The sequence below is a fragment of the Pseudoclavibacter sp. Marseille-Q434 genome (assembly GCF_050315415.1).
Classification (GTDB): domain Bacteria; phylum Actinomycetota; class Actinomycetes; order Actinomycetales; family Microbacteriaceae; genus Pseudoclavibacter.
The window spans coordinates 1,001,702-1,017,876 of sequence record NZ_JBNPQH010000002.1 but is presented as its reverse complement, the minus strand read 5'-3'; the positions used below and the strand labels follow the sequence as shown (position 1 = coordinate 1,017,876).

At 68.3% G+C, this 16,175-nt stretch carries 15 protein-coding genes; 7 read left to right on the top strand and 8 right to left on the bottom strand.

The window, feature by feature from the left end:
• The first annotated feature begins 5 nt into the window (after positions 1 to 5).
• Positions 6 to 995 (top strand): hypothetical protein, encoded by a 990-nt coding sequence (locus ACQFZP_RS11745; RefSeq protein WP_211891412.1) that lies wholly within the window; start codon positions 6 to 8, stop codon positions 993 to 995.
• A gap of 78 nt (positions 996 to 1,073) precedes the next feature.
• Here ACQFZP_RS11745 and ACQFZP_RS11740 read toward each other — a convergent pair whose 3' ends face one another.
• On the bottom strand, positions 1,074 to 1,406 hold the full coding sequence (locus ACQFZP_RS11740) for a nuclear transport factor 2 family protein (protein ID WP_211891411.1): 333 nt from the start codon (positions 1,404 to 1,406) through the stop codon (positions 1,074 to 1,076).
• A gap of 203 nt (positions 1,407 to 1,609) precedes the next feature.
• Here ACQFZP_RS11740 and ectB point away from each other — a divergent pair, with 203 nt between their 5' ends.
• Positions 1,610 to 2,935, top strand: coding sequence for a diaminobutyrate--2-oxoglutarate transaminase (gene ectB / locus ACQFZP_RS11735; protein WP_211891410.1), 1,326 nt, complete (start codon positions 1,610 to 1,612; stop codon positions 2,933 to 2,935).
• A 155-nt stretch (positions 2,936 to 3,090) separates the two neighbouring features.
• Here ectB and ACQFZP_RS11730 read toward each other — a convergent pair whose 3' ends face one another.
• The 3 genes from ACQFZP_RS11730 to ACQFZP_RS11720 all read right to left on the bottom strand — a co-directional run bounded on the left by ACQFZP_RS11730 (position 3,091) and on the right by ACQFZP_RS11720 (position 5,145).
• Positions 3,091 to 3,654, bottom strand: a complete 564-nt coding sequence (locus ACQFZP_RS11730) for a hypothetical protein (protein WP_211891409.1) — start codon at positions 3,652 to 3,654, stop codon at positions 3,091 to 3,093.
• A gap of 12 nt (positions 3,655 to 3,666) precedes the next feature.
• On the bottom strand, positions 3,667 to 4,407 hold the full coding sequence (locus ACQFZP_RS11725; RefSeq protein WP_179555677.1) for an SDR family oxidoreductase: 741 nt from the start codon (positions 4,405 to 4,407) through the stop codon (positions 3,667 to 3,669).
• Positions 4,408 to 4,500: 93 nt separating this feature from the next.
• Positions 4,501 to 5,145, bottom strand: a complete 645-nt coding sequence (locus tag ACQFZP_RS11720; RefSeq protein ID WP_211891408.1) for a hypothetical protein — start codon at positions 5,143 to 5,145, stop codon at positions 4,501 to 4,503.
• 180 nt (positions 5,146 to 5,325) lie between these two features.
• On the opposite strand from ACQFZP_RS11720, the gene ACQFZP_RS11715 reads away from it, so the two are divergent.
• Positions 5,326 to 6,117, top strand: coding sequence for an HNH endonuclease family protein (locus ACQFZP_RS11715; protein ID WP_211891407.1), 792 nt, complete (start codon positions 5,326 to 5,328; stop codon positions 6,115 to 6,117).
• An 83-nt stretch (positions 6,118 to 6,200) separates the two neighbouring features.
• On the opposite strand, the gene ACQFZP_RS11710 is transcribed toward ACQFZP_RS11715, so the two are convergent.
• Positions 6,201 to 7,730 (bottom strand): serine hydrolase domain-containing protein, encoded by a 1,530-nt coding sequence (locus ACQFZP_RS11710; protein ID WP_211891406.1) that lies wholly within the window; start codon positions 7,728 to 7,730, stop codon positions 6,201 to 6,203.
• A gap of 268 nt (positions 7,731 to 7,998) precedes the next feature.
• Between ACQFZP_RS11710 and ACQFZP_RS11705 the strand changes: the two genes are divergently transcribed.
• Positions 7,999 to 8,937 carry an FRG domain-containing protein gene (locus ACQFZP_RS11705; protein WP_211891405.1) on the top strand — a complete coding sequence of 313 codons (939 nt, stop codon included), beginning with the start codon at positions 7,999 to 8,001 and terminating at the stop codon, positions 8,935 to 8,937.
• Positions 8,938 to 9,139: 202 nt separating this feature from the next.
• On the top strand, positions 9,140 to 9,991 hold the full coding sequence (pdxY, locus tag ACQFZP_RS11700) for a pyridoxal kinase PdxY (RefSeq protein WP_104313092.1): 852 nt from the start codon (positions 9,140 to 9,142) through the stop codon (positions 9,989 to 9,991).
• A 171-nt stretch (positions 9,992 to 10,162) separates the two neighbouring features.
• On the opposite strand, the gene ACQFZP_RS11695 is transcribed toward pdxY, so the two are convergent.
• From ACQFZP_RS11695 to ACQFZP_RS11685, 3 genes are read right to left on the bottom strand one after another with little or no spacing between them, the layout of a single operon-like run.
• On the bottom strand, positions 10,163 to 11,371 hold the full coding sequence (locus tag ACQFZP_RS11695) for a metal-dependent hydrolase family protein (RefSeq protein WP_211891404.1): 1,209 nt from the start codon (positions 11,369 to 11,371) through the stop codon (positions 10,163 to 10,165).
• Positions 11,368 to 11,886, bottom strand: coding sequence for a hypothetical protein (locus ACQFZP_RS11690; protein WP_104313097.1), 519 nt, complete (start codon positions 11,884 to 11,886; stop codon positions 11,368 to 11,370). Before ACQFZP_RS11690 ends, ACQFZP_RS11695 begins: the two co-directional genes overlap by 4 nt.
• The gene (locus ACQFZP_RS11685; RefSeq protein ID WP_104313099.1) at positions 11,883 to 13,283 is read right to left on the bottom strand and encodes an MFS transporter; all 1,401 of its coding nucleotides are present in this window, start codon (positions 13,281 to 13,283) and stop codon (positions 11,883 to 11,885) included. Before ACQFZP_RS11685 ends, ACQFZP_RS11690 begins: the two co-directional genes overlap by 4 nt.
• 171 nt (positions 13,284 to 13,454) lie before the next feature.
• Here ACQFZP_RS11685 and ACQFZP_RS11680 point away from each other — a divergent pair, with 171 nt between their 5' ends.
• Together ACQFZP_RS11680 and ACQFZP_RS11675 are read left to right on the top strand one after the other, a co-directional pair.
• The gene (locus tag ACQFZP_RS11680; RefSeq protein ID WP_211891403.1) at positions 13,455 to 14,351 is read left to right on the top strand and encodes a MurR/RpiR family transcriptional regulator; all 897 of its coding nucleotides are present in this window, start codon (positions 13,455 to 13,457) and stop codon (positions 14,349 to 14,351) included.
• Between the two features lie 332 nt (positions 14,352 to 14,683).
• On the top strand, positions 14,684 to 16,165 hold the full coding sequence (locus ACQFZP_RS11675) for a sensor histidine kinase (protein ID WP_211891402.1): 1,482 nt from the start codon (positions 14,684 to 14,686) through the stop codon (positions 16,163 to 16,165).
• Positions 16,166 to 16,175: the final 10 nt, after the last annotated feature.

Below are 16,175 nucleotides of genomic sequence, written 5' to 3'. Positions count from 1 at the left end.
CCTTCGTGCGCGCCCTCGCTCTCGTGGTGTTCGCGCTCGTCACCGCCGGCGCGATCGCGCTCCTCCTCACAAGATTGCCGATCTGGCCCAGCTCGCGACTGCTGCTCACGCCGCTCGCAGCGCAGCACCGCCTGACCCGCCTTGACGACGACAGTCGTGGCTGGGAGACGGCGTTCGCGGGCGAACTCGTGTGGCTCGCCCACCGCGGCGCGCTTCGCATCCACGAGGTAGCGGATGCGGGGGCCGCGCAGCGGATCGGAGACGCCGGCTACCGCGCCCCACGATCGACCGGATGGGAGATCGAGTGGCTCGGCGCGGACCCACTTCTCCCCGGATGGTCCGGCGCCGTCATCGACGCCTACTTCCCTGGCGGCAGGCGCGCCCGCGGCAACCGCGCGCGAGTGGACCGCACTGGCGGAGACGACTCCACCCGCCGCGCCGCCATGAAGTCCGCTGTGGTCGCCGAGCTCGACCGCGCCGGGGTCGACCGCACTGACCGCGACGGCTGGGTCTCGCGGCTGCTCGCCAGCCCGTACAGTCGGGCGTTCGCGGGACTGATCATCGTGCCGATCGGGCTGCTCCTGCTCACCCCGTGGCTCCCCGCATGGGCGGTTCCGATCTTTCTCGTCGCTCTTGCCACGGTCATCGTGCTCACGTTCATCCGCCCGCCGTTGCAGCGACGCTGGACGAAGCTCTGGGAGCGGTACCGGACCGAGAGCCAGCACCTGCACGAGCTCCCCCTCGACGAGCGCGGCACCGGGGCCACTCGAATCGTCTACCTCGACGCGTTCGCCGAGAACCTCGGCTTCGCAGACATCGTCGGATACGGGTCGTCAGAGGACATGGCGCGCGGCTACGCGCAGCAGGCCGACGCGATGGTGCGCGAGGGATTGCTCGACGACATCCGTCCCGAGTGGCTGTCGACAGCCCGCGAACGGCTGACCGAGAAGCAGCTCACCGACCTCATCGACGGGTTCCTCTTCACCGTGCGCTGACGCCGCCGGTGGCCGGATGCTCGACGTGCGCGGACCCTCCGGCCCGCGCCGTCGGGGCGGGCCCGCGCATCCACACCCCTAGCGGTGTGACGGGATCCGGAACGTCTTCACCTTGTCGCCCTCGACCGTGACGAACGCACGCGACGTGCCATTGAAGCGGTTGCTGCGCCAGTCGAAGAACAGCTCGGTCGTGTCGCCCTCGGTGCTGGCGTCCTTGATCACCATCTGGGCGCTCTGCCCGATGGCGTCGCTCTGCGACCAGCTGCTGACACCTTCACGCCCCTCGAGCACGCGACCCCAGTCGTCGACCGAGCCATCCTCGGCGAACGCTTCGACAAACGCCTGCTCGTCTCCGCTGTTGATCGCGTCGACAAGAGCCTGCACCGGTGCAGGCACTGTGAAATCAGTCATGGAACCCCCATCTCTCCGCGGGCGAAGGCCGCCCGAACGGCCACAATGTAGCAAGCCAGCCTCCGGATTCCCGGGCATGGCCGTAAGCTCGGAATCTCAGGATGCGCGGCAACCCGCCCTGCGCTTCCGCCCTCCGCCTCTTTCCAAGGCAAGCCCGGCTCGTCAAAAACAGGCCACGTCAACAAGCAGAAGGTGAATTGAGCATGAGCGACTTCTCGCCCCTTGAAGTATTCGACCGTCGCGAGTCAGAAGTCCGCGGATACATCCGCTCGTTCCCCGTGGTCTTCGACCGCGCGTCCGGCTCCACCCTGGTGACCGCGGACGGCGACGAGTACCTGGACTTCTTCGCCGGCGCCGGCGTGCTCAACTACGGGCACAACAACCCGCACTTCACGAAGGCCCTCGTCGAGTACATCGAACACGGTGGCATCCTGCACGGGCTCGACATGGCGACATCTGCGAAGCGGGCCTTCATCGAAGCGTTCGAGCAGTACGTGCTCGAGCCCCGCGGCTACGACTACAAGATCCAGTTCACGGGCCCGACCGGCGCGAATGCCGTCGAAGCCGCCCTGAAGGTCGCCCGCCAGGCCACCGGTCGCACCAACGTGGTCGCGTTCACGAACGGCTTCCACGGCCTCAGCCTCGGCGCCGTCGCCGTCACCGGGAACAAGAAGTACCGCGACGCCGCGGGCACGACCCTGGGTGATGTCACCCGCCTCCCCTTCGAGGGCTACCTGGGCGACAAGCTCGACACGCTCGACCTGTTCGAGAAGATGCTCGACGACACCGGCAGCGGCCTCGACCTGCCCGCCGCTGTCATCGTCGAAGCCATCCAGGGCGAGGGCGGCATCAACGTCGCGAGCCCGGAGTGGCTGCGACGTCTCCGCAAGATCACCGAAGAGCGCGGCATCCTCCTCATCCTCGACGAGATCCAGGCTGGCATCGGGCGCAGCGGCTCCTTCTTCGCGTTCGAGGAGTCCGGCATCGTGCCCGACCTCGTCACCGTGTCGAAGTCGATCTCCGCATCCGGCCTGCCCATGTCGCTGGTGCTGCTCCGCCCGTCGGTGGATGTGTGGAAGCCGGGCGCCCACACGGGCACCTTCCGCGGCAACAACCTCGCGTTCGTCACGGCGCGTGTCGCCCTCGAGGAGTACTGGGCCGACGACGCCTTCATGACGACGGTCGCCGAGCGCTCCGCCGAGCTCCGCGCGGGCCTCGAGTCGATCGCCGCCGACTACCCGCAGCTCGACTTCAAGGTCCGCGGCCGCGGCCTCATGTACGGCATCGTCAGCCTCCGTGACCGCGACCTGCCGTCGCGCGTCTCCGCTGAGGCGTTCCAGCGCGGGCTCGTCATCGAGACCGCTGGCGCCTTCGAGGAAGTCCTGAAGTTCCTCCCCGCGCTCACGCTCACGAGCGAGGAGCTGCAGACGGGCCTCCGCATCGTGCGCGAAAGCCTCGACGCCGTCATCGCGGGCGACGACTCCGAGGCGGAGCACGCCGTCGAAGACCACGTCGCCTCGCACGCCTAGTCCTCCCGGCCGCGCGGCTCGACTGCCAGGCGCATCCACCCCACCCCGTGGGGGACATTCACGCGAGAAATGCCTGTTCCTGAGCAAGGGAACAGGCATTTCTCGTGTGGATGCGGATGCGGAAGAGAGCTGGTGCAGGCGCGACCACGGGCGGGTCAGTGCTTGCGAGTGCCGCCTCCGGAGAACGTCGAGCCGTAGGAGTGCGGCGTCGGCGCGGGTCCGAGATCACGGGGTCGCGGCGTCGGTTCGGGTCCGCTGGGCGATGTTTCCGAGCCAGGCGCGTGCGAGACAGGCGCAGGCGAGGCAGGCGCTGGCCAAGCAGGCGCGTGTGGCGCAGGGGCATGGGGCGCTGAACCCTGCGATCCCGAGGCTTGCTGCACCGACGCGGGAAGCCACGACGCTGGCCGCTCGGTCCGTCGAGGCGCGGCGGCCCAGGGCGAGGGAGCGCTGGGCGAGCTGGGAGCCGCATCCGGGATCGGCTGCTGCACAGATAGCCCGAGGAGCGAGATTCCGCCACTGGTGTCGGTGTCTTCGTGCAGGCCCGCGACTCCCGCCTCTACCGCCTTGCGCCGTTCGGCCTTGCGGAGCTCCGACGCGGCCTTGGCCTTCTTCGTTCGGCGACGCTGCACGAGGATCGCCACGAGCAGACCGAGGCCGAGCACGAGCACGACGAGCAGCGCGAACGCGACGATGGTGAAGATCTGATTGGTGCCGGCCATGACTGCGTCAGCTCAGCGCATCGGCCGGATCTTGAGCTCGTCGACCGCCCCACCAGCCGGGGTGTCGACGGCGAGACGCACCGCCTGCGCGACCGCCTGCGGCGTCAGGTAGCGCTCGCGCTCGTAGCTGCCCTGCTCGAGCTGCCGCAGCTCACGCTGCATGTCGGTGTCGACGCGGCCCGGGTGGATGCTGGACACGCGCACGCCGTGCTGGCGTTCTTCCTCGCGGAGCGCGTCGGTCAGCGCGCGCAGGGCGAACTTCGTGCCGCTGTACACGCTGGTGCCCGCGCCGCTCGCGTAGCCGGAACCCGAGTTGATCATGACGATCGTGCCCTCGCTCGTTCGAAGCAGCGGCAGCAGGAGGCGGGTGAGGTCGGCGACGGCGAACACGTTGAGCTCGAAGGCGCGGCGGAATCGCTCGCGCGAGCTCTCAGCGATGGCGTCGTGCCCGCCGAGCACGGCCGCCGAGTGCACGAGCACGTCGAGGCGGCGGATGCTGCGGGCCGCCTCGGCGAGCTGGCGCTCGTCGGTGAGGTCTGCGACGAACGGCGTCGCGCCCGGGATGCGGGCGGCGGCCTCGGCGACAGCGCGTGGCTCGCGCCCGCCGACCAGGACGTGGTGGGTGCGGCTCAGCTCGTGGGCGATGGCTTCGCCGATGCCGCGAGTCGCTCCCGTGACGAGCGCGACCGGCCGTCGGCGTTCGCCGTCGCGCTCACCGTCGAGAGGTGACGCGACGTGGCCTGCTTGAGTCATGGATGGTCCCCCGGGTTCTGCACTCTGCGACCGCGGAACGCGGCGGCACCCACATTCTGCCACCGCGCATCCGACGAGCCCCTCCGAAGCGGGTCAGAGGAGCAACTCGGTGAGTGGGTACAGGAAGTACCGCAGGGAGTAGGCCTCCCAGAGCGCTCCCACGACGAGAAGAACGAATGCGGCCAGTGCCAGGATGCCGACGCGTCCGAGGCCGCGGAGGTAGGCGCGACCTCGGGTCGCGGCGCCGACCGTTGTCGGCGACACCCAATGTCGGCCGAGGAGCCATGTGCCGAGCAGAAGCAGGACATACGCCTGCAGTTCGATGACGACGGTGAGCGAGTGAGGGATGAACTGCACCCAGGCGGTCGGCGTCGTGGGCGCTAGCGTGATGCCGGTTTCGACCGCCCAGTACCCGAAGAAGGCGAACCCGGCGAAGGGCACGACCAGCGACGGCAGCACGATCGTCGCCAAGCTGAGCTTGCCGACGTTCACCGCCAGGATCACGAGCGCAAACAGCGGTGGCGTTGCGACCAACCCCTGCACGAGTTCCGTAGTGCCGTCGTCTTCGAGCGCGACGGATCGCGCCGCGTTGAGCGCCGGGAACATCAGACCGACGATGAACCCGACGGTGAAGAGCCCGTAGGCGAAGACGTTCACGAGCAGGTAGGCCCGCAGGTTCGTGCGGATGAGGTGAAATGGTCGCCGCCAGAGAGGTACGGGAGTATCGGGACCCTTCATTGCTGGTGCTGAGGACATACTTCAAGCTCACCGGACCTCGCGAGGTGACGCCAGTGACGCGGCGTCACGAGAACCCGTGACATGTGTCATGCGTCGGCCGACCGTCTCCGCTGCCTGCTCGCCTCGCCGGGCATTCTCTGTGGCAGTCTGGTGCGGCCACCCCGCTCGAGAAAGTTCCCAGTGCTTCCCTTTCCTGCATCCGCTCACGCCGCCGCCACCAGACGATCAAGACGCCGCACGCTCGCAGCGCTCGCCCTCGCCGGTGCCGCGACCCTGCTGGTCGGATGCACGCCCGTGGGCACGCAGTCCACGACACCCGACGGCGCCTCGTCTCCCGAGGCCAGCCAGCTGGTGGCGCTGACCGACGAGGTGGAGGCGGCTTCCGCCGACGGCGACGGCGACGGGTCGACGTCGTTCGCCGCCGATGCGCTCGACGTGCTCGGCAAGCTCGACATCGCACCGCGCGCGGAGTGGGAGGAGTTCGACCGCGAGGGATCGTTCGGCGAGGGCTGGCAGGACCCGGACGGCAATGGGTGCGATGCACGCAACGACGCCCTGGCCGCATCCATGACCGACGTCGACCTGAACCGCGACGGCTGCCGCGTCGACACGGGCGTCTTCGTCGACCCGTACTCGGGTGACGAGATCGACTTCGAGCGCGGCCCCGACACGAGTCCGTTCGTGCAGATCGACCATGTGGTGGCGCTCGCGAACGCGTGGCGGACGGGCGCGAAGGAGCTGTCGTTCGTGGAGCGGGTCGAGCTGTCGAACGACCCCATGAACCTGCAGGCGACGGCCGGCTGGGTGAATGACGACAAGAAGAGCCAGGATGCGGCGAACTGGCTGCCCCCGCAGGAGTCGTACCACTGCACCTACGTGGCCCGTCAGATCGTGGTGAAGGCCACCTACAACCTGTGGGTCACGCAGGCAGAGCACGACGCGATGCGCGACGTGCTCGAGGGCTGCGCGTAACCGGGCCTTTCGGGGCGCGGGCGGTAGCCGTCGCGGCGCCAGACGGTCACCGTCCCAACGGATGGCGACCGCCCGGCCCGACGTCACACGACCAGCAGGGTGGCCACGAGGATCACGAGCACGATGGCGAGGCCGACCCAGCTGAGCCACGCCCACCTCTTGGGCTGGAACCGGAGCGCCGGGGAGCGCAGCACCCCGACCGCAACCGCCGCGAGCGCGGGAGCGAGGGCCAGCCCGAAAGCCCAGCCGCCGACGGCTGCCCAGGGTCCGGCGAACCAGAGGCTCACGAGGCCGGATGCCGCGAGCAGCAGCCAGTTCACGATGGGCAGGGCGGCCTTCGAGCGGAACGCGAAGAGCAGCGCGAGACCGGACGCGATGAGCGCGAACCCGAACGTCACCCACAGGAGCAGCGACCCCTGGGCGCCGAGGTCGGGCACCTCCGCCTCGGTCAGTAGCGAGACGGCGATGGGGTCGACGATCTGCTGCGTGTTGCCGAGCACCACGACCGCTCTGTCGGCCTCGTGGTCGAGCATGACGACGGACGCGAATCCACCGGTTCCACCGCTGTGCCAGGTGAGACTCGGGTTCGACGTCGCCGTCGGGTTGGTGACCTGCGTCGTCTGCCAGATCCAGCCGATCTCGCTGCCTTCGGCGAACTGCGCCGTCGGTTCGAGTGATGCGACGCCGGGTGCCGTGCCGTCGAGGTTCGCGGACGCCCAGGTGGCGAGGTCGGCGACGGTGGTGGTCGTCGAGCTGCCGGTGGGTGCGTACCCCTCGCTCCACCAGTCGTCGGTCGGGATGCCGTTCGTCAGGAATCCGGGCGTCGTGGCCGCAGGAACTTCGGCCTCGGTCGTCGCGATGCTCGTCGACTCCATGCCGACGGGCCCGAGCACCCGCTGCTCGAGGAGCGCCGGGTAGCTGTCGGCGCCCGCCGCGTTCGTGAGCGCCGTGCCGAGCAGCGCGACGCCGAGGTTCGAGTAGACGGGACCCTGCGCTGGGTCGACAGGCGCGGCCGCCGCATCCTGGATCATGACCTCGGTGGTCTGCGGCCCGTACGGGTTGCCGCCGGAGAGCGACGCCGCGAGCGACTCGACGGCGAAGGTCGGCCCCAGGCGTGGGAGGCCCGAGCTGTGCTGCGCGAGGCTGGCGAGCGTCACCTCGCCGGCCGGGGTCCCCTCGAGCTCCGGGATGTGCGCCGAGAGCGGGTCCTCCGCGGTCACTTCGCCGCGGTCGATGGCGTCCGCGAACAGCGACGCCGTGAAGGTCTTCGTGACCGAGCCGAGCTCGTAGAGCGTCTCGTCCGTGGGAGCCGGGCCGTCGCGACCCTCTCCTGTCTTGCCGACACCCGCCCACGTGGTGCCCTCCGGCGTGACCTCGGCGACGACCACCGACCGGAAGCCGCCATGGCCGCCCACCGCATCCACGACCCGCGCCGCGAGGGCCTCATCACCCGAGGTCTGCGTGCCGAGCGCCTGGCGCTGCGGCCCCACGAGCATTCCGAGCACGACCGCGACGACCCCCGCGACAAGCGCGGCGATGAGAAGGATGCGCCTCGCGGGGCCGCGTGGCGGTGCCGCGGGGGCTGGTTGCTGCTGCTGGTGTTCGTGAGACATGCGCTTCCCCTTGCTTTCGGTGCTGTTCCCCGTTCCGTCCTTCAACGCTACGAGCAGCTACCGACATCGGCCTCGGTCGCAGGCGGGAGATGCATCCGCCGCGCGCCGGAGATGGGACCGACATGCGGAGCTCCAACGAGCTCGCTTACTCGGCCAAAAGTCCGCGGAGAGGCTAGCCTCAAAAGGCCTGGAACTAGATGAGGCGGCATGTCCCGCGCTGGTCTAGATGGCGACCGTGCGTACTGCGAACCAATCTGGAAGGTAAATCGTGTCGACTTCACTTCCCACTTTCACAAAGAACACGCAGCAGCGGATTGAGCATGGCTGGAATATATGGACAGTTGGCACCCCACATGAATTGACACAGATCTCTGGATACCTGAAATTCAGGGGCAGCGGGGGCCTCTCACTCTTCCGTGGGCAGGCGAGCTTGCACTCGACCATGTCGGCATCGGCTTTTCGCGGCGAGGCAGGCGCTCCTCTAGCACGAGGCGGGGTGAGTCGACATGGGACTGCGCTCCGGGACTACATCGACGAGATCGTTGGTTCGCCCTGCACTTGTCTTCGAGCGCGCGAGTACCGATATGCGCACGAATGCACGGAGAAAGTCGCCAGCAAGGGAGCTTTGATCAACAGCACACATCGCGCCGCAGTCGAACCTCTCCTCCAGCACTACGGCCTCAGAACACGTTGGATAGATGTCGTCGACAACATCTGGGTTGCGCTTTGGTTTGCGTGTCACCGGCAGATCACCGTCGGCAGATATGCACATCATTCTCGCCGTTCAGTGTCACAGGAGCCGGCATCCGCCAAGGCGTATGTGTTCGTAATGTCAACTGGCACGCTGGAGAAGACACATATACCGGGATACAGCCTCTCTAGCACCACTCGCTTCGTGGATCTTCGTTATTGTGTGCCATCCTTGTATCTCAGACCACACGCTCAACACGGAGCTTTGATCGCTCCTTTGAAACTCGATCTCAGCGCGCCTAGGGGCAGCATTGGGTCACTCTCTTCGAGCGTGGAAGGGGTGCTTGAAGTCGACTTGAACGATGCACTGAGCTGGCTGGGTCAAGGGGTGATGACCTCCGCTGCAGCACTTTTCCCGCCTGCAACCTACGACGAAGGCTACCGTCTACTTCTCGACAATTCTCCAATGCCTGGACCTGCTCTAGGCCATCTGACAGCCTTTGGCCCAGCCGAGTAGGGTTCGAAGTTCGCAGATAAGTTCTGTCCAATAGTTCGGGCGTGGACAAGGGGCGGCGTCCGTACCTCCTACGCGGAGACCGCGAGGCGACGACCATCGGCAGATGTGACCGCCTCTCCGTGGCAGACAGGCACCGGAGCGCGCATCCGTCGCACGGCGTCGTCCGGCGGCAAGCCGGGGTTCGGCGTGGGAAGATCGAAGGATGAAGATCCTGTCGATCCAGTCATCGGTCGCCTACGGGCACGTGGGCAATTCGGCTGCGGTGTTCCCGCTGCAGCGTCTCGGACACGAGGTGTGGCCGGTCTCGACCGTCGTGTTCTCGAACCACACGGGCTATGGCGCTTGGCGCGGCCCGCTCCTCCCCGCGTCGGACGTGCGCGACGTGATCCTCGGCGTCGAGGAGCGCGGCGCGCTCGCGCAGGTGGATGCGGTGCTCTCCGGCTACCTGGGCGGCGAGGAGATCGTCGACGTCGTCGTCGACGCGGTGAAGCGCACCAAGGAGCTCAACCCCGCTGCGACGTACACGTGCGACCCCGTCATGGGCAACGCCAAGTCTGGCTGCTTCGTCGCCCCCGCCATCCCCGAGCTCATCCGCGAGCGGGTCGTGCCGGTCGCCGACATCCTCACGCCGAACCAGTTCGAGCTCGGCTTCCTCACCCGCACGACACCCTCGACGATCGACGAGACCCTCGAATCGGTCGACCTGGCACGCGAGCTCGGCCCGCGCACGGTGCTCGTCACGAGCGTCGAGCGCCCAGACCGCCCGGAAGGCACCATCGAGATGATGGCGGTCGATGACACGGGCGCCTGGATCGTGCAGACCCCGTACCTCCCGTTCAAGGCGAACGGATCGGGCGACGTCACCTCGGCGCTCTTCACGGCGCACTACCGCACGTCCGGCTCGGCGTCCGAGGCGCTCGCCGCGACGGTCTCGAGCGTCTTCGACCTGCTGCAGATCACGCTCGACTCGGGTGAGCGCGAGCTGCAGATCGTCGCGGCTCAGGATGCGTTCGCGAACCCGCGCATGCAGTTCCAGGTGCGCCAGATCCGCTAGCCCCTGCGCTGCGCTGCGTAGCCACTTCGCCGCGTAGCCATTGCGCCGCCGTGGCAAAGGTTGTGGCGAAGTGCTGTCCGATCACGCTCAGACAGCACTTCGCCACAACCCTGTCGAGGGCTGACCGTCGCAGGGGCGTTGAGCGCCAGCTCGCGACCGCGCCCGCACCCGCTACACCAGCGCCCCGCCCTGCATGACCCAGTCGAGGCGCGACTCGGCGAGCACGCTGACGTCGTCGAGCGGGTCGGCGGATGCGGCGATCAGGTCGGCGTGCGCGCCGGGTGCGACCACGCCGAGCTCCCCTTCGCGCTGCAGCAGGCGAGCCGCGGTCGTCGTGGCGCTGCGGACGATGTCGAGCACCGGCATGAACTCGGCGCGCACCTCGAACTCGCGGGCCTGGTGGCGCTGCATGCCGCCGAGCAGGTCGCTGCCGTAACAGAGGTTGACGCCGCCCTTGTGGGCCTTCTCGAGTGCGACCTTGCCGCCCTCGAGCACGTCGGAGACCTTCTCCCAGTTGTCCTGCGGCAGCCCGTGCTCGCGCCCCTCTTCCATGAGCGCCCAGTAGGTGACGAGGTTCATGGTGAGGAACGCGTCGTGCTCGAGGAACAGCTCGATCGACTCGTCGTCGAGGAGGTTGCCGTGCTCGATGCCGCGCACGCCCGCCCGCAGGGCGCGATTGATGGCCCGGGCCGTGTACGCGTGCGCCGTGACGTAGCGGTTCGCGGCGGTCGCCTCCTCGACGACGGCCTCGATCTCTTCGACGGAGAACTGCGTGGAGTCGACGCGGTCGGTGGGCGAGGCGACCCCGCCACCCGCCATGATCTTGATGTGGTGGGCGCCTCGGCGGATCTCGTCGCGGGCCGCGTGGCGGACGGCGGAGATGCCATCCACGACCCGGCCGATGTGCGAGCACGTGTACTCGCCGTCGTGGCTGTCGCGTCCACGCGAGCGGGGATCACCGTGCCCGCCGGTCTGCGAGAGCGCCTTCCCGCCGAAGAAGAGGCGCGGACCGCGCACGAGTCCGTCGACCTGCGCGTCGTGCAGGCCGAAGTCGGCGCCGGCGACGTCGCGCACGGTCGTGAAGCCCCGGCTGAGCATGTCGCCCATGAGCTTCGCGGCCTGCAGCGCCACGTAGTTCGGCGACTCCTCGCCGATGGAGGCCAGGTCGGCCGTGTGCGCCGTGACGTGCACGTGGCAGTCGATGAGGCCGGGCAGGAGGTAGCGACCGGATGCATCCAGTTCCTCGACCCCGTCGGCCGCGGCGACCTCGCCGCCGACCTGCTCGAAGCGCCCGCCACGGATCGAGAGATCGCCAGTGCGGTACTCCCCCGCGTCGACGTCGAGCCAGGTGGCGTTGCGGATGTTGAGGTCTGCGGTCATGCGGATGCTCCCTGCTGCTTGGCGCTCTCCACGCCGGTGTCGATGATCTGAACGGCGCGCTCCTGCGCCGTCGGGGTGTATGTGCCTTCTGGTGCGCACATGTTGACGGTCGCGAGCGGCGCCCCGTCGGGCCCGGGGATGGGCACGTTGAGGATCGACCCGCAGCCGAGCGCCTTGATGGTGCTGGCGTCGTCGAAGATGCGGTCGAGGTCTGCCGGGGTTGCGCCGAGGAACGGCTCACCGGAGTCGCGGCAGGCGGCCACCCAGTCGGGCGAGACCTGCGTCGCGACCTGCTTCGTGCCGCCCACCGGGTACTCGTCGGCGTGCGAGCTGTAGATGCGTTCCATCACCTCACCGCCTTGGGTGAAGCGCAGCACCGTGAACAGTACGACCCCGACCTCCTCTTCGATGGTGTGGTGGATGCTCGCCCAGTCGACCGCGTCCAGTGCCGTCTCACCGCCCTGTCCGCTCTGGCCCTGCTGTCCGCTTCGCACTCGTGCGCCGTTGGGGGTCATGCGTTGGTGCCTTCCTTGTCGTCGGTCTTGGTGATGGCACCCTTGCCGCTGTTGGTGATGTCCTCGAGCGAGCGCCCGGCCGTGCGCACCGCGAAGAGCAGCGTGCACGCGACGCCGATGACCAGCACGGTCGTCGTCATGCCGAAGACGCCCACGAAGCCCCACTGGGCGGCGAAGGTGCCGATGATGATCGGCGCGGTGATCGAGCCGATGCGGCCGAACGAGGAGCTCATGCCGACGCCCGTGGCGCGCAGCCAGGTCGGGAAGACCTCGGGTGTGTAGGCGTAGACGCCGGCGTAGGTGCCGTTGAGGAAGAACGAGAGCACGATGCCGGCGACGGTGACCATGATCGGGTCGTTGGCCTGGCTCATCCACAGCGCGGCCCCGGCGGAGCCGATCAGGTAGAGCGCGATCGTGAACTTCCGGTCGAGCTTCTCGTTGAGGTAGGCGGCGCTGAAGTAGCCGGGGATCTGCGCGAGGTAGATGTAGAGCGAGTACGTGAAGCTCGTGGTGACGTCGATGCCGCGGTCGACGAGCAGCGTCGGGATCCAGGTGAAGAAGCCGTAGTACGAGAACGTGATGACGAACCAGATGAGCCAGGTGGTCGCCGTGATGCGCCACATCGTGCGGCCCCAGAGGAACTTCACGGCCTTGATGAAGCCGAACTTGACGGGCGCTTCCTCTTCGGGCGCGTTCGGGTCGACGGCCGGGAGGTCGTTGCCGGTGGATGCTCGCACCCGGTCCTCGAAGCTCGCCACGACGGCCTCGGCTTCCGCGTGCCTGCCGACGCTCGCGAGGTAGCGCGGCGACTCGGGGAGCGAGCGCCGCCACCACAGCAGCATGACGATGGGGAGGAAGGTGAGCACCTGCGCCCAGCGCCAGCCGTCGTCGGACGCGGGGACGACGAAGCGGCCGATGAGGGCTGCGGCGACGAACCCGAACGAGAAGAACCCGGCGAGGGTGCCGACGAACCAGCCGCGGCGATGCTTGGGCACGAACTCCGACAGGAAGGGCGCGATGATGGCGCTCTCGGCACCGGCGCCCATGCCGGCGAGGATGCGCATGAAGAGGAAGACCTCGAAGTTCCACGAGAGTGCCGCGACGAGGGAGGCGACCGCGTAGAGCACCAGCGACCACATCATCACCTTCTTGCGGCCGATCTTGTCGCCGAGGTAGCCCGCGAGGAGCGCGCCGAAGAGGAATCCGAACGGTGCGGCCGAGCCGACGAGGCCAAGCTGTGCGGCCTCCAAGCCGAACACGTCGCGGACGCTCGGCATGAGGAAGGCGACGATCGCGCCGTCCATGCCGTCGAAGGTGTAGCCGAGCCCGCCGATGAGCAGGAGCGCGTAGTGGGGTCTGCTGATCGGCAGGCGATCGAGCCGTGCGGTGAGTGACAACGGAGTCTCCTGGGGATCGGGAACGTCGGTGTTCGAGAAAGCTTGATCCAGCAATCACCATCATGCAATACAGATTGCAGAAATGTAACCCACGCGAAATCTCTTGCAAAAGAACCGCCGCCTCAGCCCCGCCCAACGCATCCCGGGCCGGATCCGTGCTGAAATGAGAGCATGTCCGCCGCCGAGCCGCCCACCGCAGACGAGACGCGACTCTCTCCCGACGCCTGGCTGCGCGGGATGCTCGCGGCCCGGAATCTCGGCCCCACCAGCCAGAAGCTCGCGAACTACCTCGTCACGAACATCAACGCGGCCAGCTACGCGCAGGCGTCGGAGATCTCCGCGTCCGCCCAGGTGAGCGCATCCACGACCACACGCCTTGCGCAGCAGCTCGGCTTCAAGGGGTGGCCCGACCTGCAGCAGGCGCTCCGCACCCGCTACCTCGCGCAGCTCTCCATGGTCGATATCGCCGAGATCCACGGTCTCACCGACACCCCGTTCCAGAACGCGCTCCGCAACGACTCCGAGCTGCTCGCCGCGACGATGCGCGACGTCGACGACGTGGCCATCGCCCGCGTCGCGGCGGCCGTGCAGTCAGCGAAGCGGGTGCACGTGACCGCGATGGGCAGCTTCGCCGCGGTCGGGCAGGCGCTCGTCCACAACCTGCAGATCGCCGGCTACCACGTGCACGCGCTCCTCGACCGCGACAGCGCACTCTCGAACAGCGTCGCCCAGATGGGCGACGGTGATCTGCTCATCGTCTGCAGCTACTGGCGGCATTACCGCACGATCGTCGCGGCCGCCAACGCCGCGCACCGCCAGGGTGCGACGGTCGTGGCCCTCACCGACTACCTGCCGCCGCAGCTCGAGGGGGCCGTGGATGACCTCATCATGATCCCCGCGGAGGGCACGTCGTTCTTCCCGTCGCTCACCGTGCCGATGGCCGTGCAGCAGGGGCTCGTCGCGACGCTCGCCCAGCTCGACCCGGAGGCCACCAAGGTGCGGATCGACGCGGCCGAGCGACTGTGGAACGAGCTCGAGATCCTCATCGACCCGCGCTCGGCGCAGTAGCCCAGGCCGAGCTTTCTGGCCGCTCAGAACATGGGGTGGTCGTGCACGCTCGTTGCGGGCACGGGCTGGAGCACGTCCCAGTGCTCGAACGCTGCGCGGTTGTCGGTCATCGGGAGGTCTCGGCCTTCGACTTGGAGGGAGCGCCGGTGCCGACGCTGGCCTCACCAGCCTGGCCGCGAACGTCCCGAAATGCACATCACGGGCGCGGATGCGGTGCATCAGCCAGCGAGTCGGGAGTGGCTGGCCCGCCCGCTCACCCCTTCGGATGAAAGCGATGACCGGATGCGCGCTCGCGACCATCCGCGTCCGGAATCACCCCTAGCTTGGTGAGCATGCTCCGACTGCGTGATCACCTCACCGCCGCCACCGCGCTGCGGTGGCTCCTCGAACCCGCGGCTGGGGCACTCTTCGTCACGATGTGGTGCTTTGCCGAAGTCGGCCGGTGGGGCAGCTACCTGCCCCTCTACGCCGCGCCACTGATCTACGGCGTCGCCATCGGCATCTCGCGGCGGTTCCCCCGGGTAGCGATCGGCATCGGGCTCCTCGTCCCGCTCCTGCAGCTGACCTGGGCGATCCCGATGGCGGACTCCACGGGCTGGCCCATCCACTTGGGCATGCCCATCGTGGTGTTCTTCGTCGCGCTGAGCACCGTGGGTCTGACCCGCTGGATCGCGCTGGGAGCCGGCGTCGTGCACGGCATCGGGATCGCGTTCCTGTTCGTGTATGCGGGCCAGTGGCTCCTCTGGTCGGGGCCGCTCGGCGGTGGCACGATGGGGTACCTCTCCGGTGTCAACCACTACACCCCGAGCGGCGAGCTCGTCTACCAGGACGGTTGGGACGGACCGACGGAGGGGAACAACGTCGTCCAGGTCGTGTACAACGACCAGGGCAGCATGGAGTTCGTGAGCGTCGGCGGCCCCATGTCCGAGCTCATGCTTCAGACGGCCGCGCAGCTGGCGTTCATCTTCGCGCTCGTGGCCGCGGCGGCCTGGGTTCTCGGCGTCGCCATCCAGTACGCCATCAAGCGCAGCCGCGACCAGGCCATGCGCGCCGCCCTCGCCGGCGAGCTCTCGGCGTCCTCCGCGGAGGTGCTCGTCCTCCAGGAGCGGTCCCGCATCGCCCGCGAGGTCCACGACGTGCTCGCCCACTCGCTGACCGTGACGATCTCGATGGCGGAGGGCTCGCGGCTGCTGCGAGAGTCACGCGGGGAGCCCGCCGACGATCTGCAGAAGATCGCCGACAACGCCCGCAGCACCCTGCTCGAGTTGCAGGGGCTGCTGGAAGGCATCGGCGGCGAGGGGTCCGCGCCGCAGCCGAAGCTGGACGAGCTGGACGCGCTTGTCAAGCAGGCAGCAGAGACCGGGTTGAACGTCGAACTGCGCAACCTCGGAGAACGGAAGCGCCTCTCGCAGGTGCAGGAGCTGAGCGTGTTCCGCATCGTGCAGGAGAGCCTCACGAACTCGATGAAGCACGCCGGTTCCGAAGCGTCGGCAACCGTCTCGCTCGACTGGCGCGGGGCCGGGCTGTCGCTCAACATCGTCAGCATGGGAGTGGGCGACGACGACTCCAAGGCCGAACCCGCGGAACGTTCTGGCCTCGGCGTGGCCGGGATGCGCGAGCGCGCTCGCCTCGCGGGCGGTTGGCTGACCGCCGGGGCAGAGCCTTCCGTGAACCAAACCAGTGGCCACCAGACGTTCGTGGTGACGGCGTTCATCCCGACGCAGGACATCGTGCCGAAGGTAACCGGCACCGAGAACGCTCAGAGCGCGAGCCCAGTCACGGTTGAGACCGCATCCGATGAGGACAAGCCGTGATCGACGACAC

Coding starts and splice junctions, on each gene's coding strand:
- ACQFZP_RS11740 (WP_211891411.1), bottom strand. CDS start 1,406: ATGACTGATTTCACAGTGCCTGCACCGGTGCAGGCTCTTGTCGACGCG.
- ectB (WP_211891410.1), top strand. CDS start 1,610: ATGAGCGACTTCTCGCCCCTTGAAGTATTCGACCGTCGCGAGTCAGAA.
- ACQFZP_RS11730 (WP_211891409.1), bottom strand. CDS start 3,654: ATGGCCGGCACCAATCAGATCTTCACCATCGTCGCGTTCGCGCTGCTC.
- ACQFZP_RS11725 (WP_179555677.1), bottom strand. CDS start 4,407: ATGACTCAAGCAGGCCACGTCGCGTCACCTCTCGACGGTGAGCGCGAC.
- ACQFZP_RS11720 (WP_211891408.1), bottom strand. CDS start 5,145: ATGAAGGGTCCCGATACTCCCGTACCTCTCTGGCGGCGACCATTTCAC.
- ACQFZP_RS11710 (WP_211891406.1), bottom strand. CDS start 7,730: ATGTCTCACGAACACCAGCAGCAGCAACCAGCCCCCGCGGCACCGCCA.
- pdxY (WP_104313092.1), top strand. CDS start 9,140: ATGAAGATCCTGTCGATCCAGTCATCGGTCGCCTACGGGCACGTGGGC.
- ACQFZP_RS11695 (WP_211891404.1), bottom strand. CDS start 11,371: ATGACCGCAGACCTCAACATCCGCAACGCCACCTGGCTCGACGTCGAC.
- ACQFZP_RS11690 (WP_104313097.1), bottom strand. CDS start 11,886: ATGACCCCCAACGGCGCACGAGTGCGAAGCGGACAGCAGGGCCAGAGC.
- ACQFZP_RS11680 (WP_211891403.1), top strand. CDS start 13,455: ATGTCCGCCGCCGAGCCGCCCACCGCAGACGAGACGCGACTCTCTCCC.
- ACQFZP_RS11675 (WP_211891402.1), top strand. CDS start 14,684: ATGCTCCGACTGCGTGATCACCTCACCGCCGCCACCGCGCTGCGGTGG.